The organism is Nocardia sp. NPDC052566, from assembly GCF_044547285.1.
Taxonomy (GTDB): Bacteria; Actinomycetota; Actinomycetes; order Mycobacteriales; family Mycobacteriaceae; genus Nocardia.
Genome location: NZ_JBIUAF010000001.1, coordinates 1,132,104 through 1,152,462 on the forward strand (window position 1 = coordinate 1,132,104; position 20,359 = coordinate 1,152,462).

A 20,359-nucleotide genomic window follows, 5' to 3' on the forward strand; every position below is an offset into this window, starting at 1 on the left:
CACGACGGCCGTATCGTCGCATGGGCCGATCCGGGGAACAGCATGGCGATCCGCTCAACGGACCACACCATTGTCGTTGGCGCATGGTCGTATTCGCGAAGCGCGGGAACACGGGCCGGGCTGTTGCGCATGCCATGCGGACCGGGTTCGGAGTGTGACCTGTCACGCATCTGGCGGTGGAGGGGCCGTTCTCGGGTCCGCAACCCTTAACGTCGCGGGGGCATGTCAGTTGGTGAGGAAGGTAGCGCGGAGCGTGGTGGCAACCCGGACGAAGTTGGACGAGCTGGTCGAGATCCTGGCGATCGCCGAGGAACCGGCAGGTGAGGCCGGTATCGCCAAGCGGGCGAAGAAGGGGATTCCGAGCGTCCGTGAGCGGCTGCGCATGCTGCTCGACGACGGAACGTTCATCGAGACCGGCGCGCTGGCTCGGCAGCCCGGCCAACCGGATGCCCTCTATGGTGACGGGCTCGTCACCGGCCGCGGCCTGATCGGCGGCCGTCCGGTGGTCGTTGTCGCCCACGATCAGACCGTGTACGGCGGGTCGGTCGGTATCACCTCCGCCCGAAAGTTCATGCGCGCGTTGCAGTTCGCGTTCGACAACGCGTGCCCGGTGGTGACGATCAACGATTCCGGCGGTGCGCGTATCCAGGACGCGGTGGGTTCGATCGCTTCGTTCGGCGATATTTCCCGGGTGCTGGAGAAGCTGTCCGGCTATGTGCCGCAGGTGTCGATCATTCTCGGCAAATGCGCCGCGGGTTCGGTATACGGGCCCATCAATACCGACGTGCTCATCGGCACGCGGGATTCCTACATGTTCGTCACCGGTCCGGAAGTGATCAAAGCCGTGAACGGCGAGGACATCACGGCCGAGGACCTCGGCGGCGCCGCGGTCCAGGCCGAACGCGGCACCCTGCATCACGTGGCGGACACCGAGCAGGAAGCCTACGAGTGGGCCCGCCAGTACCTGAGCTACATGCCGACGAGCTGCCTGGAGCAACCGCCGATCGTGAATCCCGGTCTGGAACAGGAGATCACGGCGAGCGACCGGGAACTCGACGCGATCATCCCGGATTCCGATCGCACCGGATACGACATGCACGAGATCCTGCTTCGGATCTTCGACGACGGTGAATTCCACGAGATCCGTGCGGCTTTCGCGCCGAACCTGATCACCGGATTCGCGCGGGTCGACGGTGTCCCTGTCGGCGTGATCGCCAATCAGCCGCTGGTACTCGGCGGTTCCATCGACGCCGCCTGCTCCGACAAGTCGACCTACTTCATCCGGCTGTGCGACGCGTTCAATATTCCGCTGGTGTTCGTCGTCGACACCCCCGGCGTGCTGCCGGGTCTCGAGCAGGAGGCCAATGGCGTGATCATCCGCGGCGGCCGGGTCCCGCGGGCGATCATCGAGGCCACGGTGCCGATCATCAACCTGGTGGTGCGCAAGTCCTACGGCGGCGCGTACGGCATGATGGCGGCCCGCCAGGTCGGCGCCGATATCAGTTTCGCCTGGCCGACGGCCCGAATCGCGGTGATCGGCGCGGAAAGCGCGGTCGATCTCGTCGGCAAGCGGCAGCTGGCCGCGCTGCCGCCGGAGCAGCGGGCGGCCGCGCGCGAGTTCATGGTCAACCACTACAACGAGACGATCGCGACCCCGTGGATCGCCGCCGAACGCGGCTACATCGACGCCGTCATCGAACCCGCGCGCACCCGCCTCGAGATCCGGCACGCGCTGCGCCTGCTGCGCGACAAGCCGCCGGCCAAACCGGAATTCAATCCGCGCAAGCACGCGGTGTACCCGATGTGAGTCTTGGCGCCCGATTGGGCGATCGGGTTGTCGGTCGGTTTGAACTTGCCGTCCTGCCCGAACAGATCCTTGCCGTCGCACACCGGGTCGCCGTACACGCAGATCGATACCACTGGATCGGTGGTATCGAATGCCGCACGCTGCCCGAGCGACCCGCCGATCGGCATTCTATCGCCTGCTTTTTCAATTCCTCAGCCCAAAGGTCCCCTGCACGCGGTTTGTTCAGCACCTAGGTCCTGGGCCGCCCGGCGCTTTCGTCAGCCGAGGTTCACCCCGAACCCTGCTTCGTAGATCCTGCTGAGGACCTCCCAGGATTTGAATTCGGTGTTGGTGTGGACGGAGATGGTGTGCTCGGTGTCGGCGGCGCTCACCGTGAAGAACATCGTTCCCCAGTAGCTGCCGCCCACGCCGCGCAGCGTCCGGCCGCCGGTGGCTGCCTTGTCGAACTCGAAAAGCCCGAGCCCGTACCGGGTGTGGGGCAGCCAGTTGGCGCCTTCGGTGGTCACCGTGGTCCACATCCGGTGGTGCTGGACCGGCGCCAGCAGGGTGCCGTGTGCCAGGGCGCCGACGAATCGGATCATGTCGCCGGTGGTGGACACGATGTTGCCCGGGGTCCACGAGGTGTCGAATTCGGTGACGTCGAGCGGCTCGAGGCCGGGATCCTCGAGGAGCGAGGCCCAGTTCGCTCCGGTCACCGCGGCCGGATCGGTGCCGTCCTTGTAGAACTGGTTGGAGTACGCGCGGGGATGCGGATCGCGGAATCCCGTCTCCTTGGGGCCGCGCACGTAGGTGTGCGTCAAGCCGAGCGGCTCGAAGACCCTGCGCTCGACCTCCACGGAAAAGCCGTTGCCGGTGACCTTTTCGACGATCGCCTCGGCCAGGTAGAAGCCGCCGTTGGCGTAGAGGAAGCGCGCGCCGGGCGCCGCGATCGGCGGTTGGGACACCGCGAGGGCGAACAGGTCCTCGGTGGTGTAGTCGTCGAAGCGGTGCTCGATGAACGCGGGACGGGTGGCGTATCGGCGGGCCAGTTCGGGCGCGAGGCCGGTGGCGAACAGGCCCGCGGTATTGCTGAGCAGGTGCCTGATGGTGATCGCGTCGCCGTCGTAGCCGTTGACGTTCAGCACGCCGGGCAGCCAGGTGTCGACCGAGTCGTCGATGTTCAGTGCGCCCTCGGCCTCGAGGCTGAGCAGCACCGCGGCGATGAATGCCTTTCCGCCGCTACCGACCTGGGCGTATTCCCCCGGGCGGCGGGGAGCGCCGGTCGCGCGGTCGGCGACGCCCGCCGCACCGAACCACGCCTGATCGCCGTCCTGGACCTCGGCGACGATGCCGAGGATACCGGCCTCGGCCACGGCCCAGTCGAGTACGCGCTGAATCTCGTTGTTGGTCATGGTGATTTCCCTTGCTCTGTTGGACGTTCCGACAAGGTCGAGAGTTGCGTTGCGTACACGCTTGCGTCAATCATGTTCTGATGAAGCAACACTCGATCAGGCTGGTAGATGGGCGTATTTCGTTGCGCTGCTCTGCTCGCTAACGCAACGATCAAATGTGCGGGCCGGTTTCGATATCCAGGAGCGAGGGCAGCGGGATGCCACGAGAAAGACTCACCCAGCAGGACCGGCGGCGGATCGCGGCGGCACTGCGTGAGGGGCTGACCTACGCCGCGATCGGCCGCCGCATCGGCAGGCCGACCTCGACCATCACCCGCGAGGTGCTGCGCAACGGCGGGCCGGGCAGCTACCACGCCGACCAGGCCCACCGGGCCAGCACCCAACCGAGCAAGACCGCAGCGCCCCGGCCGACGGGGCGTGCCGAATTCGGCGGCCGCGACCCACGGATCGTGCAGGGGGTGGCCGCGCACAGCATGGAACTGTTCGTCCGGACCGGGATGCCGCGGATGATGGCCACCGTGCTCGCCGCGCTGCTGACCACCGATAGCGGCAGCCTCACCTCGGCCGAACTCGTACGGCGCCTGCGGGTGAGCCCGGCCTCCGTCTCCAAGGCCGTCGGCTACCTGGACGCCATCGGAATCATCAAGCGCGAGCGCGACTCTCGCCGCCGCGTGGAACGTTATGTCATCGACGACGACGTGTGGTTCCAAGCCGTCATGGCCAGTTCGCGCATCGACGCCGAGATCGCCGCGGCCTGCAGCGACGGCGCCCGGCGACTCGGTGCGACCACCCCGGCCGGTGTCCGCCTGGAGCGGATGGGCCAGTTCCTGCACCACGTCGGCGAAGACCTGGTCCGCTCGGCCACGCACTGGCGCGAGGTCTACTCCGCCACCGGCCCGCGGACGCGTGACGCCGAGGTCGAACCTGGTGGCGCTGGCACTAGGAGAAATTGACTCTCGGGAGAAAACAGGGCGGGTCCTATATTCAATTCTTGTCGGCGAGATTCACCGGCTCACTTCATGTTCCGGCTGTCGATTGTTTCGTGGCGGAGATCGCCGCATCGCGGTGTCGGCCGCCGGTATCAGTTTGCCGCCACAAGAGAGGATCGTCATGTATCCGGAACGACTGAATTTCGGCGCGTTTCTGGCACCGTTCCACCCGCTCGGCGAGGACCCGACGCTGCAGTTCGAGCGTGATCTCGAGCTGATCGAGTTACTCGATCGATTGAATTACCACGAATTCTGGGTCGGCGAGCATCATTCGGCGGGCTGGAACAGTATCGGGATCCCCGAGCTGTTCCTGGCGGCCGCGGCCGATCGGACCAGGCAGATCAAGCTCGCGTCCGGCGTGATCACCCTGCCGTATCACCACCCGTTCATGGTGGCCTCCAGGGCGATTCACCTGCATCACCTGACTCGTGGGCGGTTCATCCTCGGTGTCGGCGCGGGAAGTATTCCGGTCGATGCGCACATGCTCGGCATCGAGTGGAGTGAGATGCGCCAGCGGTTCGAGGAATCGCTAGAGGCGGTGGTGGAACTGCTGACCAGCGAGGAGCGGGTGAACGCGAAGACATCGTGGTTCACGCTGCAGGACGCGAAACTTCAGTTCGCGCCGTACCGCTCGGAGAAAGTGGAGATCGCCGCCGCGAGCGTCGGTTCGGGCAACAGCATGCGCCTGGCGGGACGGCACGGGATCAGCGTGGTGTCGTTCGGTGTCTCGCGTCCAGGGCACAAGCCGCCGAACCTGAAGGAGCAGTGGCAGATTCACGAGGACGCCGCGGCCGAGCACGGACAGGCGATCGATCGCGCGAACTGGCGGATCACCTTGCCGATATTCGTCGGCGAGACCCGCAAGGAAGCGATCGACGCGGTCCGGGCGGGATACCAGCGGTGGGCCTACGAATACTGGGGCGACCTGCGCGGGCTCGATGTGAGCATTCCGGGCGTCGCGCCGGAGAACGCGATCGAGGCCGCGGTCGAGGCGGGCAGCGCGATCGTCGGTTCGGTCGAGGACTGTGTGGCCGGCATCGAACAACTGCGCGAGGAGACCGGCGGATTCGGCACATTGCTCGTGTACGCCCAGGATTGGGCCGATCTGGAGCGGACGAAGCGCAGCTACGATCTGCTCGCGCGGTATGTGGCACCGCATTTCACCGGTTCGGCGCACCGGCCGGCCGAGTCCGCGCAGTGGTACAAGGACAATCGTGAGCAGTTCCCCCAGCTCACGCTGCCCGGTCACGGGGCGCGCCCCGGCGTGGCCTGATCGTGAAATACCTTGTGCGGGCCCCGATTCACTCGGGGCCCGCACAGCGGTGTACGTACCGGTCAGGCGGGCGCGGCCACCGTGGCGGCGCGCTCGGGGCGCAGGATCAGCAGCCAGGCACCGGCGGCGGCGCCGAGGTAGGCGAGCCCGATCACGAGGAACGACACCGCCGGTCCGCGGTTCCAGTCGGTGATCGTGCCGAGCACGACGCTCATCGCCGCGATGCCGACCAGCGTGCCGATCTGCCGGTTGGCGTTGAGCACCGAGCCCGCGACGTTGGCGTGCTCCGCGCCCGCGGCGTCGACCAGTGCGGCCGTCATGCCGGGGGAGATGATCCCGGCGCCGATATTGGCGATCGAAACGGCAAGTGCCAGTACCCAATACGGTGTGGACGTGGAGACCGACACCATCGTCAGCGAGGCGACGGCGGCGATCGTCAGGAACAGGGTCAGCAGCGCGCCGTTGGAGAATCTGGCGGAGATGCGCGCGTAGACGAGATTGCCGAGCGGGAACCAGATCGTCATCGGCAACAGCGCGAGCCCGGCCTGGAACGCGCTCGCGCCGCGGGCGTTCTGCAGGTACAGCGCGAGCATGAACATGCTCCCGTACAGCGCCAGGTTGAACAGGAACCCGACGAGGTTGGCGCCGGTGAAGCTGGTGCGGCGGAACAACTCCCACGGCATGACGAGTTCCTCGGCCCTGCGCTCGTATGCCACGAGCAGACCGGCCGCGAGCACAAGCACGGCGTAGGCCGCGAGCATCGGCCCCGCGCCCCAGCCGAGGCGCGGTCCCTGGATCAGTGCGAAACTCAACGCGGCGAGCGCGAGGATCCACAGCGCGTGCCCCGGCACGGCGATCGCGATATCGCGTCCGGCGACGGGGGTGATGTACCTGCGGGTCAGCAGGATGCCGATGATGCCGATCGGCAGATTGATCAGGAAGATGCTCTGCCAGCCGAAGGTGCCGACGAGCAGGCCGCCCACGGTCGGGCCCAATCCCGCCGCGGTGGCGACGATGGCCGACCAGAGGCCGAGCATTCTGGTGCGCTGGCGCTTCTCCGGGAAGGCGAAGACCAGCAGTGACAGTGAGCTCGGCATGAACAGTGCCGCACCGGCGCCCTGGACGATGCGCGCGGCGATGAGGGTGCCCGCGTCGGGGGCGAGGGCGCAGCCGAGCGAGGCGAGGAAGAAGACGGCCATGCCCGCCAGGTAGATCGTCTTGGCGCCGACTCGATTGGCCAGCGCGCCGCCGAGCATGAGCAGCGCGCTGAAGGTGAGGACGTATCCGTCCACGATCCAGGTCAGCTCGCCCAGGGAGGCATGCAGGTGATCCTGGATCTCGGCGCCCGCCACGTTGACGACGGTGACGTCCAAGGCGGCCATGACGAACCCGGTGGCCAGCGCGGTGAGCGTCAGGCCCGCGGGGACGTTGGGTGGGGGTGGGGTACTACCGCTGACCAATGACACTGTGTCGGACTCCGAGCTTGGCATCGCTCTCTCCTCAGTGGGGATGTGGGGTGGGTCGCAGGGGGTCGCCGCGGGTTGAGCGGTTTCCGCTGTCGCAGCGTCGAATCCACCACCATTGAATCCCTTATTACGATGGCCGTCAAATTTTGATGACGATCGAAGTATGATGAAGGTCGTATGATGGGGATAACCAAGCCGGCACCGACGAAGGAAGGGCGGACCGTGGCCGCACAGACCAGCGAGCGCATCACCGATCACCTGCCCGCCGCGGACATCACGCTGCAGGCGGTGCTCGAAGCGCTGACCGATCCGGTGCGGCGCAGTATCGTTCGCCAGCTCGCCGCCGCGGACCAGCAGGTCGCGTGCGGCGCGTTCGACATCCACGTCACGTACTCGACGCGGACCCATCACTTCAAGGTGCTCAGGCAGGCGGGCATCATCCACCAGCACTACGAGGGCACGGTGAAGATGAACACCCTGCGCCGCGACGACCTGGAAGCGGCCGTACCGGGCTTGCTCGCCGCGATTGTGGACGCGGCGCAACGCGAGGGCTGACCGCGCACGGCTGCCGCGCGATACGCCGAAACCGTATGCGCGGCAGCCGTGCGGTATCGGGTTATACCGAGGTGGCGAGCCCGGCGGCCACCCGCAGGTCGGCCGGTGCGAACATCCTCGGGAACAGTGCGCCGCCCGGCTCGAGCGCGGCCGAGTCGTCCAGGCCGCCGATATCGACCGGTGTGAATCCGGTGTCGGAAATCAGCTGCGCGACAGTGTCTTTGGCCTGCTCGTCGTCTCCGGCGAGCGCCATGCCCCAGGCCGCGCGCTGCTGGGTGCCGCGCGACCACAGCAGTTCGTACATCACGTGCGTGAACGCGCGCACCACCCGGCTGTCCGGCAGTGCTTCGGCGGTCCGCCTGCCCTGGGTGAGGCCGGGGCGCAGTACGGAGATGATGCGCCCGTCCGCCGAGCGCCCGATCGGGTTGGTGGCATCGATGACGATCTTTCCGCGCAGGCGCTCACCCACCGTCGCCAGCAGTTCGTCGAGTGCCGGATTGGGCACGGTCAGCAGCACGACCTCGGCCAGGTCGGCGGCCTCGGCCAGGTCGGTGACCCGCGCCTCCTGTTCCCAGTCGGCCACGGCCGGGGCGAGGGTTCGCGGACTGCGGGAACCGAGGATCACCGAGTGGCCGGCGATCGCCCAGTGCCTGCCGATCGGCTGCCCCAGTTTGCCGGCGCCGAGGATGCCGATCTGGTGCGTGGTCGAACTGGTCATGCGAGACTCCTTCATGCGGTGATGGACAATTCGTCGTCGACTCGGGGGATGAAGAGCATCAGTCGCGGCTCGGCACGCTGGCTCAGTCCGAGGGTGATGTGTTCGAATCGCAGCCCCGAACTCGAGTCCCCGCGCAACTCGACCGTCACGGCCGTCGAGTCCACGGTGTCGTGCCGCGCCCACAGCCGCTCGAAATGCTGGCTCTCCGTGCACAGGCGTTCGGTCATGCGCTCGAACGCCGGGTCGTTCGGGAATCGCGCGGCCTGGACCCGGAATTGGCCGACGAGCCTGCGCGCGTCGTCGTGCCAGCGCGGATAGCGCCGCCGGTTCGTCGCGTCGGTGAAGAAGGACCACAGGTAGTTGTAATCACGGTCGCGGACGCCGAGTACCTCGCTCGCGCGGGTATTGCTCAGCAGCGTGTTCCAGTAGCGGTCGACCACGAACGCCGGTGCGTGCGGCCATCCTTCGACGACGAGGCGGAGCCTGCCGACTTCTTCCGGGCTGATCCGCTGGTCGAGCGGGGGAGGGTTGACGCCCGCCAGCAGGTACAGGTGCGCACGCTCGATATCGTCGAGTTTGAGTGCGGCGCTGATCGCGTCGAGCACGCCGTCGGAAACCTTGATGTCCCTGCCCTGTTCGAGCCAGGTGTACCAGGAGGCGCTGACGCCGGCCAGCACGGCGACCTCTTCGCGGCGGAGCCCGGGTGTGTGCCTGCGCCCGCCCGCCACGAGCCCGACCGCATCGGGGGTGAGGCGGCCGCGTCGCGAGCGCAGAAAGTGGCGAAGGGCCGCGCGCCGCCCGCCGATCTCGGGCCCGGTGACGTCGTCGATCCCTTTGTAAGACTTCATGATTCATCTCCTGCCAACACTGGGCAAGCCAAGAGCGGGGAGCGAACGCCGAGAGCCGGACGGCAATCCGTGGATTGCCTCCCCGTTGCCGAGTTGGGTGAATGTGGGCCGCACGTTCGACATCATCGTCGTACACGTATGAACACAGATCGTCTTCTAGCGAAGACGCTACGGGGGTGACGGTGACCGCTCAAGGCGATGTGGCGCACGCCACACTCTGGGGAAACATGCCCGCAATGTCGTGAACCGGCGGCGCCGCAACCCCTTTCGACGAGGTGCGCCCCCTCGCCCGGACTGTTAGCCTCGTTTACAGGTTCCACTTGGTGGAGGGGGATTCCTTGGGAGTGAGCTCTCGGCGGAAGACACGCCGGCAGATGGAAAGAATGCGTTGCGCGCTTCGGACGGCCATCGCCGACAGTGCGGGCAATGACACGGTTACCCTCGATCGCTGTATCGAGTCGGCCGAGCACGCGCGCGGGCGCGCCATCAAGATTCGCGCCGTCGACCTGTCGGAGACCCTGGTCTTCGGGCTCTGGGTCGACCTGCCTACCCATGACCTGATCCTCGTCGACCGATACGCGACACCGGCCCACCGCGGCCACATCATCGAACACGAACTCGGCCACATCCTGCTCGGGCACCGCGGCACGTTTCCCGGCGATATCGAACCGGCGCCGGACGTCATGCACCGCGGCGCGGTGCTGTGCCGCCAGTCGGCGGACGCCGAAATCGAGCACGAGGCCGAGCTGTTCGCCCGACTTCTGCGCTGCGAACTGCACAAACAGCAACTCCGACGATGTGGCTCGCTCGAGTCCGATTCCGCCCGGCGGCTGGCATTGAGCCTGGGCTATCGGCCGTGATCTCCGGGGCAACGGATCGGACCTTCTTCTTCGGGTATCAGTCCGTCGCCGCCTTTTTCGCGATCGCCCTGCTGCGGGTGCTGCACCGGTCGTCGGCGCAGCGCGACAGCAACCTGCTCGTCATGTCGACGCTGCTCATCGGCCTGCCGTTCTACGAGATGGTCGCGATCGTCTACGCCTCGTCCACCAAGCACCTGGTCGGCCTCGGGCACCTCGCGGCGCTCGGCACCCACCTGCTCGCGCTGGCGTGGAACTACACCACCGTGCTCGTCGTCGTGAGCTGGCGTACCGCGGGCCCGCTGAGCTCGCGGCAGTACACGCTGCTCGCGGCCCCGTTCGTGGCAGGCGCCGTGACGCTCGTCGGGCTGTTCACGCACCTGTATTCGAATCCCTATGGCGCGAATTACATCCTGTACATCCGCGGCTCGCCCGCGGGGGATCTGTACATCGTCGTTTTCGCCACCTGCATGCTGGCGTCGAAGGTGCTGATCATCGCGATCTGCGTATCGCAGCTGCGTCACCTCCGCAGGCACACCAGCAGATTCGCGGTGTACATGGTGGTCGCGGGATCGATCGGGATCGCCGTCTACGCGATCGGCCGTCTCACGCTGGCCTCGTGGTTCGGGCTCGCCGACCCGGCACGCTGGAATTCCCTCCCGGCCTGCGCCAACGCGGTGGGTGCGGTGCTGTACGCCTCCGGTGTCGCCCTGCCGCGTGAATTGGCGCTGCTCGGCACGTATCTGGCGAATATCAGGAACTGCGCCGCGCTCGCGCCGCTGGCGAAGGTGTGCGCGCGAACGTTTCCGCAGATATCGACCAAGACCATTCCCCGGATCCCTCGCCTGTACACGCCGCAGCGCGCGGCGTTGCAGCTGCTCGAATGCGTGGTGTTCCTGTCCGATTGCGCCACCATGGCCCGCCGCACCACGGGCCGGGTCGCGGTGGCCGCCACGGGTGGTCAGGACACCGCGCAGTTCGCGGACGCCTACGACGATTTCTGCGTCGATCGCGACTGGCTACTCCACGTAGCCGAGCGCTATCGGCTGACGATCCGCGGAAAGTATCTCACCAGGGGGGAGCGGGCCGATGAATTGATTCGGCTGCTCACCGAGCATCCTCATCCTCATCACCGACCGGGGTGAGCCCCTCGAGCGCGCGAATGTTGTCGATGATCGAAATGATATGACTGAGCGATTGATCACTCAAATCCGCGGCACGTAAGCCGATCCGGCGCACGCCCGCGCGTTTCATCGCGTGCATCATCTCGTCGGATACCGAATCCGCGTCCGCCGGTTCCTGGTCGAAGAAGAACGAGGGGCCGACATTGAAGTACTCGGCCAGACCGCGCACCACATCCAGGCGAGGTTCCGGCGCCTGTCCCTTGCGCAGTGCCGCGAGATACGCCTTGCTGATCGTCACACCGGTCTTGTTTTCCAGGTCGGTGACGAACTGGGACAGCGACATGGCAACGCCGGACCTGGCCGCGCTGCGGTCGAGCAGGAGATTGAGTTTGTCCGCGAAGAGTTCGGCAGATGACCTCGTCATGATCCCTTTATCCTCCACCGTCGATCGGCGGCCCGTACCGGGCGGACGCTCGCGCACCTGCCCGACACCCGAGTAGTGATACTACGGCAACCGTCGCCGAATGCGCTGTGCCGCATCCGTTCGGCGGGCGCCGTGGCATCCTCGCGATAATACTCGGCACGGCCGCGATCGACTCCGTCACACCGCCGTGCCGAAGGGTGGTGGTGGCACTCCTAGCTTCGTGACAACAGGAACAAATTCGCTTACTCGACTGCGCGATATCTGTCTTACGTTGGATCATGTGACCGATCAATATCTGCACGACCGCGCCGAGATTTCCGATATCTGCCGTCGCGTCGGCTGGTACCTGGATACGTGCGCTTGGGACGACATGACGGAATTGTTCACCGACGAGGTTCTTCTCGATTACCGCAGCCTCACCGGGCAACCGGCCGAAACCATTTCGCGCGATCAGATCATTCAGGCGTGGCGGCGCAACAGAGAGGGCTTGACCGCGACCCAGCACATGATCTCCAATCAGCTGGTCGAGGTGCACGGCGACACCGCGTCGGCCACCGCGATGTATCAAGCAACGCAATATCTTCCGAATCCGCACGGCGGACCGCTGTGGCGATTGGGTGGTGAATACCACTATCGCCTGGTGCGCGAATCGGGGCGGTGGCGCATCAGCGCATTGACGATGATCATGCGCTGGGCGGACGGCAACCGGCATATCAGAGACCTGGCCCGCGAATCCGCCGGATGACAACTCCCGCTCCAGAAGAGGTGAATGGTGACCAGTCTGCGACCGCCCGCCGTCGAACCGGACCGATTCCGCCGAGTGCTCGGCCACCTGCCGACCGGCGTGGTCGTGGTCTCGGCGCTGTACGAGGACGAGCCGGTCGGCCTGACCGTCGGCTCCTTCTGCTCGGTATCGCTCGACCCGCCGATGATCGGCTTCTTCCCGAGTAAGACCTCGACAAGCTGGCCGCGCATCGAACGCACCGGACGCTTCGTGGCGAACATCCTCGCCGAACACCAGGACGAGGTATCGGCGGTGTTCGCGCGCAGCGGCGGCGCGAAGTTCACCCACCTGCGCTGGCGCCCGAGCGCGACCGGTGCGCCGGTGCTCGACGGCGTTGCCGCGTGGATCGACTGCGAGGTCGCCAGCGTCACCGACGCGGGCGACCATGTTTTCGTCCTGGCCCGCGTGCTCGACCTGGCCGCGACCGACGATCATCATCCGCTGGTGTTCTTCCGCGGCGGTTACGCCCGCCTGTCCGGCCGCGCGTCGTGACGGCGCGGCCCCATGGCGATAGTCGCGTTCTTCGATGTCGATCAGACGCTGATCAGCGTCGCGAGCATGTACCGGTTCCTCGAGTCGTACTTCACCGCCGCGGGCACGTCCGAGCGCTATCGGGATGTGCGCACCCGCCTCGCCGCGGCCACCGCGGACGGAGTTCCGCGAGAGGAGCTGAACCGGGTCTTGTTCCGCGCGCTCGCGGGGGAGGAGACGGCGGCCGTGCGCGAAGCGGGCCGCCGATGGTTCGCCGGTGAGCGCGATCGGCCCGGCTTCTACCATCCGGCGAGCGTCGGCGCGCTCGCACGGCACCGGCGCGCCGGGCATCGGACCGTCCTGGTCTCCGGATCGTTTCCCGCGTGCCTCGCGCCGATCGCGGACGCGCTCGGCGTGGACGCGGTGCTGAGCGCGACTCCCGAACACGCGGGCGGCCGGTTCACCGGAGAGATCGACCGGCCCATGATCGGGGCGGCGAAAGCCGTTGCCGCGCAGGAATTCACCGAGGCCGAGTCCGCCGCGCTCGACGCCTGCTGGGCCTACGGCGACCACGAATCCGACCTTCAGCTGCTCGCGGCCGTCGGCAATCCCGTTGTGGTCGGCGACGATCCGCTGCTGGCCGGCCATGCCGCTCGCCTCGGCTGGCGCCGATTGGCGCCCTCGGCCGGGTTCGCCGCGCTCGACGCCAGGCATTCGGCCGCAAAGGCCAACGAGCGCAAGTGAAATGCGCGAGCCGAGTAGCAGAGGCTGGTGTTGTGTCCCGCGGCGGACTGCCGATCGAGGACGACCTGCGGTGCGTGCCGGAAATGCGCGGCGAGATCGGTGAGTGCCGCGTCGTCGTGGCGCCACCACCGCTCATGCTCGGCGAAGGTGAACCGCACCGGGATACGGACGTTGTCGGCGACGGTGGCGAAGTCCGCGCTCCAGGTCGCCAGTGCGAGCCGGTCGCCCGCCGGTGTCGGTGCGACCATGCCGCGCGCCGCGCGCAGGGTCCGCGGCGGATAGGCCTCGCGCGGCAACCAATTCCACATCCGCGGCCCCTCTCCGCGCAGTAGTTCCTCGGCCGAATAGGGCGAACGGTGACCGCACCCGGCGATGTCGGCGCCGAGCAGTCCGAGCCGCCTGCGGTGATCGGCGGTGACCAGCGCGAGCGCACCGCCGAAGGAGTGGGCGTGCAGGAACAGTCCGGCGCCGATACCGAAGCGGGAGCGCAGATCGTCCAGCGCCGCGCCGAGCGCGTCGGCCTGGCCGGACAGTGACAGCCCCTCGGGCAGGTCGTGCGTGGAAAGTCCGTAACCGGGGCGATCCACCGCGACCACGGCGAATCCCAGTTCGGCGCCGAGCTCGAGCAGTGAGATCCCGGACAGCGTGCGCGCGTCGAAATAGCCTGCGCGCATGCCCAACCCGTGCAGAGCGACGATGGTCGCACGGGGTGGGCGGTCGCGCGGGGTGCTGCGCAGCGCGGATAACCGGGTTCCGGCCGCCGCGAGCGTGATCGCGCGAATATCGGCCGCACCGGTCGCCGGGTGCGGCCGATCCGGGGAGGTGATGGTCATGGCGACTCCTCCTGGTGCGGTTCAGCCCGCCGCGACGAGTTCCAGGACGCGCCCGGTGAGGTCGAGGGTGTGGTCGACCGAGTCGGCGACGAACATGAAGTCGATGAGCGTCTGCTCGGGCCGGACGAGTTCGACGGTCTCGAGTGCTACCGCGGCGACCGTTTCCACCGAGGCGCCCGCCGCGACATTGATGCGCAGGATCTTGCCGATCTTTTCGGGATCGCGCCCCGCCGCCACCGCGGCCCGCTCGATCACCGCCCAGCTGTCGGCGAGCTGCGTGGCAGGGAACGCCTCCGGCGCCCACACCACCGGCAGCCACCCGTCGGCGCGCCTGCCGATCCGGCGCAGCGCCGGAGAACCGAACGCCCCCAAGTAGATCGGGGGACGCGGGCGCTGGACCGGCTTCGCCTCGACATGGCTGGCCGCGATGGTCGTGAACGGTCCCTCATGGGCGACAGGGTTTGCGGTCCACCAGGTTTCGAGCACATCGAGCAGTTCTTCCAGTCGCCCACCGCGGCCTTCGAACGGCACGCCGGCGGCCTGGTATTCCTCGGGCGACCAGCCGATGCCGAATCCGGCGATGAGCCGGCCGTTGCTGGCGATATCGATACTGGTCAATGCCCGCGCCAGCAGCGCGGGGGAGTACCACGGCGCGTTGATCGTGCTGCTGCCGAGCAGCGGCGTGTTCGTCACCGCCGCCGCGATCGTCAAGGCGGCCAGCGGGTCGGCCGCGGACCGGAATTCGATGGGGATATCGGTGGAATCGGGGGTGTAGCCGACGAGCGGATCCACCGGAGTGAGCAAGCGATCTCCGACCCAGAGGCTGGCGGCGCCGAGCTTCTCGGCTTCGACGGCGTAGGTGGCGATACCGCCCACCTCATTGGCCGCCTTCCCGAACGTCGGGAGGCAGAAACCGAGGCGCAGTGGGTTGTCGACGGTCATGGAATCGAGATCCTTCCTGGGAGGTGCTGCCGCGCAACGGCAGACGAGGTGTTCGTGGCCTGAGCCAGCGCCACGACCTGGGTGAGGCGTTCTTCGGCATCGCCGCGGACGACGTGCACCGGGCAGCCGAGCCCGTCGAGCGTGTCGAGCAGCAGCCGATCCGACAGCACGCGGAACTGTTCGTTGATCGCGGTTTCGCCTGCGGCCAACGGGATTTCGGCGGGAAGGTGGACGAACAGGTCGTAGGATCCGGCCGTCCGCTGCTGCACCACGGCGCCGACGTGCGCCACGACATCGAAGTACGGCGACCGGCTCGCGGGCGGCAGCCGATCGACGTCGGGATGTCTGCCGACCGCCGATCGCACTGCGAGATAGACCCATTCGTGCAGCGACGAGCCGTCGGAGACGAACGCGCCAACGCGTTCCTCGGCCGTGATGCGTTCGGCGAAGCGGCGCAGGGTCAGCTGTAGCAGCTCCAGGTCGGAACAGTCCTCGAGCGACTTCGGTACCGTGCCCACCGGATTCCGCATGGGCGCGCCGTGCACGCGCGGTAGGTCGAGCAGGTCGGCCAGCTTCGTGGTCAGGGTGGTCTTTCCGTTCCCGTAGGCGCCGACCACCGCGATTCTCATCCCCTTCCCCGATCAGGTGCTCGGCACGAGACGCTGGGTGACGATCCGCGCCGCGCCGCCGATCGTCTGACCGGCGGCGAGCTCCTCATCGGTCACCTGGACACCGAACTCCTCGCGCACCATCACCGCGACTTCGACGAGCACCAGGGAATCGACGCCCAGCTCCTCGAACGCGGTGTCGGCGGACAGGCCGGACACCTCGATGTCGAGTTGGTCTTTCAAGATCGCACTCACCAGTGTGGTGATGCGTTCGATCACGGGCTCGTTCACGAGTTCTCCTCAGCGTGATTCGGTTTCACGTCGGGCCATATCAAAGCGGTCGATCCCCAGGTCAATCCGCCGCCGAAGGCGGTGAAGACGGTCCGCTGCCCCGCGACGAGGGCGCCGTCGCCGACGGCCCGCGCGAGCGCGAGCGGAATGGAGGCCGCCGAGGTGTTCCCCACCCGATCGACGTCGATCACCAAGCGGTCGCGGCCGACACCGAGATGGCGGGCCAGCGACTCCAGGATCCTGACGTTGGCCTGATGACCGACGAGCCGCTCCACGGTGTCCGCGGACCAGCCGACGCGCGCGAGCACCGCCCGCGTCGACTCGCCCATCCTGGTGACCGCGTGGTCGAACACGGCCTTGCCCTGCATCGTGAAATACGGTGAGTCGCTGTGGGTTCCCTGGCTGGTACGGGCGCGGGAGCCACCGCCGGGAATGGTGATCAGCTCCCGGTGCGTGCCGTCGCTACCGAGCTCGAAGCCGAGAAGCGCACCGGGGTCGGTGTTTTCGCCGTCGCTCAACACGACCGCTCCGGCGCCGTCGCCGAAGATGACCGTGGTGCCCCTGTCGTCCGGATCGAGGATCGTCGAATAGGTGTCGGCGCCGATGACCAGCACGTGGTGTGCCATCCCCGCCTCGATATGCGCACTGGCCGTGGCCAATGCGTAGACGAAGCCGGTGCAGACCGCCGCCACGTCGAACGCGGGGACGATACCGAGCCCGAGGCGCGCGGCCACCTCCGGTGCGGTCGCCGGACAGGGGTGATCGGGGGTGGTGGTCGCCACCAGGACGAGGTCCACCGGAGGGCTGCCCGCGGAGTTCAGCGCGGCCGCGCCCGCCTCGGCGGCGAGGTCTCCGGTGGATTGGTCCGTGGACCAATAGCGTTGCGCGATACCGGTTCTGGATCGGATCCACTGGTCGGAGGTGTCGAGCCGCTCGGCCAGGTCGTCGTTGGTCACCCGCCCCGGCGGCAAGGCGGTGCCGAGGCCGGTGAGTACCGCCGCCCGCGTCATGCCGGGGTCGGCGCGAGCCGGTCGGTCTCGCTGCGGGTGTCGAGTTGGGCGTAGTCCTCGTCGGCGCGCCGGATGGCCTCCTCGATGCTCATGACCGGCTCGATATCGAAGAGATCGACGATCTTTCGCAATCGCTCGGGCACCGAACCGCCGACGATGTGGTACGGAATCTCGAGATCGTTGAGTGTGGTGAGGAGCAACTCGTCGGCCAGTGACCGGAACCGCTCGTTGACCGGACGATGGCCGTCCGCGACCAGCGGGAACTCGATGGGCAAGTGGACGAAAACGTCGTACGAGGCCTTGGCATGCTGTGCCGCGGGCACGCCGATCTGCTGCATGACCTCCGCGTAGAAGCCGAGTTCCTCGGTCATCTCGATCGTCTCGAGGTTCACCGAGTCGTTGGGGTTGATGCCGACCAGGACCCGCACCGTGCCGTAGCACCACTCGTGCAGCGACGAACCGTCGGAGACGAATCCGGCGGGCAGGTGGCTCTCGTTCACCGCGCGGCCCTGGTTGCGGCGGGTGATCAGCATGATGATCTCGGCGGCCGTGCATTCCTCCAGCGTCTTGCCCGGCACCGAGATCGGGAGCAATTCGCGCATCGTCGATGCCGCACTGCGGGGGAGACCGAGCAGATGGGAGACGGCCATCGTCGTCAGCGTCTTACCGACGGAATAGGTGCCCGAGATAGCGATTCTCATTGTTGTCCTCCAGTTGAGCGGATTCGATGCGCCACCGAACACCGCATTTCGATCTGCTGGAATTCGCAGACGATATCCGCGATACGCCAGACCTGATTTCCTGACTTTTCGATCAGCTTGCTGTTCTCCAGCCTCGCGACCGCCGGAGCCGCTGGGACACGGGACAATTGGTGTTCCCCGCATTCGACGATGGTCCTGCGCATCCACAGGGTGTCGCTGTCGGCGCGGCTGAGCCCGTCGAGCTCGTACAGCAGCAGCTGACCCAGTTGGAGACCGACGACGAACGTGTCGACCACCAGCGCCGAGGCGGGCAGGCCAGTGCGTGGTGCGTGAATCCGGACCGTGGCGAGCGCCTGACCGTGCACGCGATGCACGGTGACCGCCTCCAGGAACTGCTTGCGCGCGGTGTAGTCCTCCGCGAACAGGTACGGCCCCGGCTCGCGCAGTTCCTCGAACCAGTGCGGCGATCGCGCCACCCCCGTGCCTGCCTCGTGCCGCACCCGGCAGCGCAATGTGAGTGTCCCGATGGCACATTCGGCCACCGTCGTGACCGACCCGTCGGCGGCCGCCGCGGCACTCGAGATCCGCGCGGAGGCCGGAAAACCCCGCAGGTCGTCCTCGACCGGCGCCGCGCCCGCCCTGACGCTCACCTGCTCGAGCACCGCCGTCGCCAACTGGCCGCGGGTCAGGCCGCGCACGCGGGTCAGATAGGTCTCGATCAACCGGGCGGCCAGCACGAGCACATCGACGGTCGACAAATGGGCGCGCTGATCGTGGTCACCTTTGCGCGACCAGTCCGCCGGATACTCGACACCGACCGTCGACGTGACAATTCCGGTCCCGTCGCCGGCGGGATGGATACGGACGTCGGTGATGCGATGTGCCGCCCGCTTGAATCCCTCGCCGAAGAATCGGTGTTCACGCGGTCCGAGATAGTCGTCGATGGTATCGAAGGATTGCCGATTCGACACAACCCGAGCTGTCATAACGAAATCCTCTCCAAGGCTTCCCGTCTCAAATTAGGACACCCGAAATATGTTCTCCAGAGCGCGTTTATGCAGTTGCCATAGAAACTGGGACTGTCACCACCAGGGGTGCCGTGCCCGCAGACGGACCGAGCCCCATCCGATGCGGATGGGGCTCGGTGATCGCGGGTGGATCGGCCGGTTCGCGGTCGGCGGCCGGGACGCAGTCACTCGATCAGGTCGAGGAATTCCCAGTGGGCTTCGGGGTGGGCGCCGCTGAGCCACTTTCCGCAGTTCTGCAGGACTATCGGGCCCGAGGTGATGTGCTGGGTGCCGGTGGCGAGGTCGCGCAGGAAGCGGTCGATGGGGCCGCGGCGGATGGCTGTCGTCGCGGCCCAGCGGTGGACCGTCTGGCCGATGGCGTGGGCGGTGCGTGTCGTGTGATTGAGCGCAAGCCGGATGAGTGTTTCCTGTTCGGTGCTCAGTAGTTCGCCCGCGGCGAGTGTGTCTTCATTGTGCTGCCAGACCTGGGTGACCCAGGCGGCCGCGGCGCGCAGCTGGGCTTCGGCTTCGGCGTAGTCGGCGTGGAATTGCGCGGTGTCGACGGCGGCGTTGAAGGTGCCGAATCTCGTGGAGGCGTAGCGCTTCAATTCGTCGAGCAGTCGCCTGCCGACGCCGAGCGCCCAGCCGGTGTGCACGACGGCGGCCATGTTCACGAGGCCGACGCGATAGACCGCGCCACCGTTGGCGGGGGACATCGTCGTCGCGAGATAGGTATGCGTGTGCGGGACGAACACATCGGTGCAGTGATAGTCGATGCTGCTCGTCGCGCGGAGTCCGAGCACGTCCCAATTGTCGACGAGCTTCACCTGCGCCTTGGGCATCGCGAGTATCCGCGGCTCCCCGGTGCCCTCGACCAGGATCGCACTGTGGATGTGGGTGGCCAGCGCCATGCCGGAGGCAAACTGCCAGTCCCCGCTCACGAGATAGCCGCCGTCCACCGGAACGGCGCGGCCCGGCCGGGTGCCGTGGCCGGCCAGCAATGCGTACTCACCCGCCGCGACGTCGGGGAACAGGTCGGCGGCCGCCGCGGCGCCGAGATAGGCCGCGGTGGTGCCGGTGATCATCTGCAGCGCCATCATCGTCCACCCGGCCGAGGCGTCGTAGTAGCTGAGCCGTTCGATCGTCCCGATCACCTGCCGCGGGGAGAACTCGTAGCCGCCGAGATTCTCCGGCAGGCCCGCGCGGATGATCCCCGTGTCCAGCAAGGATTTCGCGATGTCGTCGGTGAGCCTGCCGAGTGTGTCGGCGGCGTCGGCGTTCGCGTCGATGGATTCGCCGAGTGCGTCGATCCGTTCGAGCATCGCCGGGAATTCTTCGCTGATGTGCAGTCGAGCCGAGGCAGTCATACACCACTGTCCGATCTCGCACCCTGCGGTGTAAAGGGTGCGGTCGGCCCAGTGGAACCCGTTGGCCCCCAGCGGAGCAGCAAATTTCAACTTCCTGTTGACCTCTTCAACAGCCAGAGGTAGCGTCGCGGCCAATCTAGAGAGCGGAG

At 67.1% G+C, this 20,359-nt stretch carries 21 protein-coding genes and 1 pseudogene; 9 read left to right on the top strand and 13 right to left on the bottom strand.

The window, feature by feature from the left end:
• Positions 1–253: 253 nt before the first annotated feature.
• Positions 254–1,807, top strand: coding sequence for an acyl-CoA carboxylase subunit beta (locus ACIG5A_RS04560; RefSeq protein ID WP_397237661.1), 1,554 nt, complete (start codon positions 254–256; stop codon positions 1,805–1,807).
• Between the two features lie 257 nt (positions 1,808–2,064).
• Here the strand turns inward: ACIG5A_RS04560 and ACIG5A_RS04565 are convergent, their stop codons facing one another.
• Positions 2,065–3,198 (bottom strand): serine hydrolase domain-containing protein, encoded by a 1,134-nt coding sequence (locus tag ACIG5A_RS04565; protein ID WP_397237663.1) that lies wholly within the window; start codon positions 3,196–3,198, stop codon positions 2,065–2,067.
• Between the two features lie 197 nt (positions 3,199–3,395).
• Here ACIG5A_RS04565 and ACIG5A_RS04570 point away from each other — a divergent pair, with 197 nt between their 5' ends.
• Complete coding sequence (locus ACIG5A_RS04570) at positions 3,396–4,151, top strand: helix-turn-helix domain-containing protein (protein WP_397237665.1); 756 nt, start codon at positions 3,396–3,398, stop codon at positions 4,149–4,151.
• A 157-nt stretch (positions 4,152–4,308) separates the two neighbouring features.
• Complete coding sequence (locus ACIG5A_RS04575; protein WP_397237667.1) at positions 4,309–5,460, top strand: LLM class flavin-dependent oxidoreductase; 1,152 nt, start codon at positions 4,309–4,311, stop codon at positions 5,458–5,460.
• Between the two features lie 62 nt (positions 5,461–5,522).
• On the opposite strand, the gene ACIG5A_RS04580 is transcribed toward ACIG5A_RS04575, so the two are convergent.
• Positions 5,523–6,950, bottom strand: coding sequence for an MFS transporter (locus tag ACIG5A_RS04580; protein WP_397237669.1), 1,428 nt, complete (start codon positions 6,948–6,950; stop codon positions 5,523–5,525).
• A 198-nt stretch (positions 6,951–7,148) separates the two neighbouring features.
• Between ACIG5A_RS04580 and ACIG5A_RS04585 the strand changes: the two genes are divergently transcribed.
• Entirely contained in the window at positions 7,149–7,481 is a 333-nt protein-coding gene (locus ACIG5A_RS04585) for an ArsR/SmtB family transcription factor (protein ID WP_397237671.1), read from the top strand.
• Positions 7,482–7,542: 61 nt separating this feature from the next.
• On the opposite strand, the gene ACIG5A_RS04590 is transcribed toward ACIG5A_RS04585, so the two are convergent.
• Both ACIG5A_RS04590 and ACIG5A_RS04595 read right to left on the bottom strand, forming a co-directional pair.
• Positions 7,543–8,199, bottom strand: a complete 657-nt coding sequence (locus tag ACIG5A_RS04590) for an NADPH-dependent F420 reductase (RefSeq protein ID WP_397237673.1) — start codon at positions 8,197–8,199, stop codon at positions 7,543–7,545.
• Between the two features lie 11 nt (positions 8,200–8,210).
• Positions 8,211–9,047: a helix-turn-helix transcriptional regulator gene (locus tag ACIG5A_RS04595; protein ID WP_397237675.1), complete on the bottom strand. Its 837-nt coding sequence runs from the start codon at positions 9,045–9,047 to the stop codon at positions 8,211–8,213.
• Positions 9,048–9,421: 374 nt separating this feature from the next.
• Between ACIG5A_RS04595 and ACIG5A_RS04600 the strand changes: the two genes are divergently transcribed.
• Together ACIG5A_RS04600 and ACIG5A_RS04605 are read left to right on the top strand one after the other, a co-directional pair.
• The gene (locus ACIG5A_RS04600; protein ID WP_397237677.1) at positions 9,422–9,907 is read left to right on the top strand and encodes a hypothetical protein; all 486 of its coding nucleotides are present in this window, start codon (positions 9,422–9,424) and stop codon (positions 9,905–9,907) included.
• Entirely contained in the window at positions 9,904–11,049 is a 1,146-nt protein-coding gene (locus ACIG5A_RS04605; RefSeq protein WP_397237679.1) for a hypothetical protein, read from the top strand. The genes ACIG5A_RS04600 and ACIG5A_RS04605 overlap by 4 nt, the downstream gene beginning before the upstream one ends.
• On the opposite strand, the gene ACIG5A_RS04610 is transcribed toward ACIG5A_RS04605, so the two are convergent.
• A complete protein-coding gene (locus ACIG5A_RS04610; RefSeq protein ID WP_397237681.1) occupies positions 11,012–11,452 on the bottom strand; it encodes a transcriptional regulator in 441 nt (146 codons plus the stop codon). The two genes, ACIG5A_RS04605 and ACIG5A_RS04610, sit on opposite strands and share 38 nt — an antisense overlap.
• 280 nt (positions 11,453–11,732) lie before the next feature.
• On the opposite strand from ACIG5A_RS04610, the gene ACIG5A_RS04615 reads away from it, so the two are divergent.
• From ACIG5A_RS04615 to ACIG5A_RS04625, 3 genes are read left to right on the top strand one after another with little or no spacing between them, the layout of a single operon-like run.
• Entirely contained in the window at positions 11,733–12,197 is a 465-nt protein-coding gene (locus tag ACIG5A_RS04615; protein ID WP_397237683.1) for a nuclear transport factor 2 family protein, read from the top strand.
• Between the two features lie 24 nt (positions 12,198–12,221).
• A complete protein-coding gene (locus tag ACIG5A_RS04620; protein ID WP_397237685.1) occupies positions 12,222–12,728 on the top strand; it encodes a flavin reductase family protein in 507 nt (168 codons plus the stop codon).
• Between the two features lie 12 nt (positions 12,729–12,740).
• Positions 12,741–13,451, top strand: a complete 711-nt coding sequence (locus ACIG5A_RS04625; protein ID WP_397237689.1) for an HAD family hydrolase — start codon at positions 12,741–12,743, stop codon at positions 13,449–13,451.
• A gap of 116 nt (positions 13,452–13,567) precedes the next feature.
• Here ACIG5A_RS04625 and ACIG5A_RS04630 read toward each other — a convergent pair.
• From ACIG5A_RS04630 to ACIG5A_RS04665, 8 genes and pseudogenes are all read right to left on the bottom strand, one after another.
• Positions 13,568–14,284 (bottom strand): annotated as a pseudogene (locus tag ACIG5A_RS04630) (alpha/beta hydrolase); the annotation flags it as partial.
• 21 nt (positions 14,285–14,305) lie between these two features.
• Positions 14,306–15,226, bottom strand: a complete 921-nt coding sequence (locus tag ACIG5A_RS04635; RefSeq protein ID WP_397237693.1) for a TIGR03619 family F420-dependent LLM class oxidoreductase — start codon at positions 15,224–15,226, stop codon at positions 14,306–14,308.
• Positions 15,223–15,855: an AAA family ATPase gene (locus tag ACIG5A_RS04640; protein WP_397237695.1), complete on the bottom strand. Its 633-nt coding sequence runs from the start codon at positions 15,853–15,855 to the stop codon at positions 15,223–15,225. Before ACIG5A_RS04640 ends, ACIG5A_RS04635 begins: the two co-directional genes overlap by 4 nt.
• Positions 15,856–15,867: 12 nt before the next feature.
• On the bottom strand, positions 15,868–16,125 hold the full coding sequence (locus tag ACIG5A_RS04645; protein WP_397237697.1) for an acyl carrier protein: 258 nt from the start codon (positions 16,123–16,125) through the stop codon (positions 15,868–15,870).
• Positions 16,122–17,135 (bottom strand): beta-ketoacyl-ACP synthase III, encoded by a 1,014-nt coding sequence (locus ACIG5A_RS04650; protein ID WP_397237699.1) that lies wholly within the window; start codon positions 17,133–17,135, stop codon positions 16,122–16,124. Before ACIG5A_RS04650 ends, ACIG5A_RS04645 begins: the two co-directional genes overlap by 4 nt.
• Complete coding sequence (locus ACIG5A_RS04655) at positions 17,132–17,836, bottom strand: AAA family ATPase (RefSeq protein WP_397237701.1); 705 nt, start codon at positions 17,834–17,836, stop codon at positions 17,132–17,134. The genes ACIG5A_RS04650 and ACIG5A_RS04655 overlap by 4 nt, the downstream gene beginning before the upstream one ends.
• A complete protein-coding gene (locus ACIG5A_RS04660) occupies positions 17,833–18,822 on the bottom strand; it encodes an AvrD family protein (protein WP_397237703.1) in 990 nt (329 codons plus the stop codon). The genes ACIG5A_RS04655 and ACIG5A_RS04660 overlap by 4 nt, the downstream gene beginning before the upstream one ends.
• 206 nt (positions 18,823–19,028) lie before the next feature.
• Complete coding sequence (locus ACIG5A_RS04665) at positions 19,029–20,210, bottom strand: acyl-CoA dehydrogenase (protein WP_397237705.1); 1,182 nt, start codon at positions 20,208–20,210, stop codon at positions 19,029–19,031.
• Positions 20,211–20,359 lie beyond the last annotated feature (149 nt).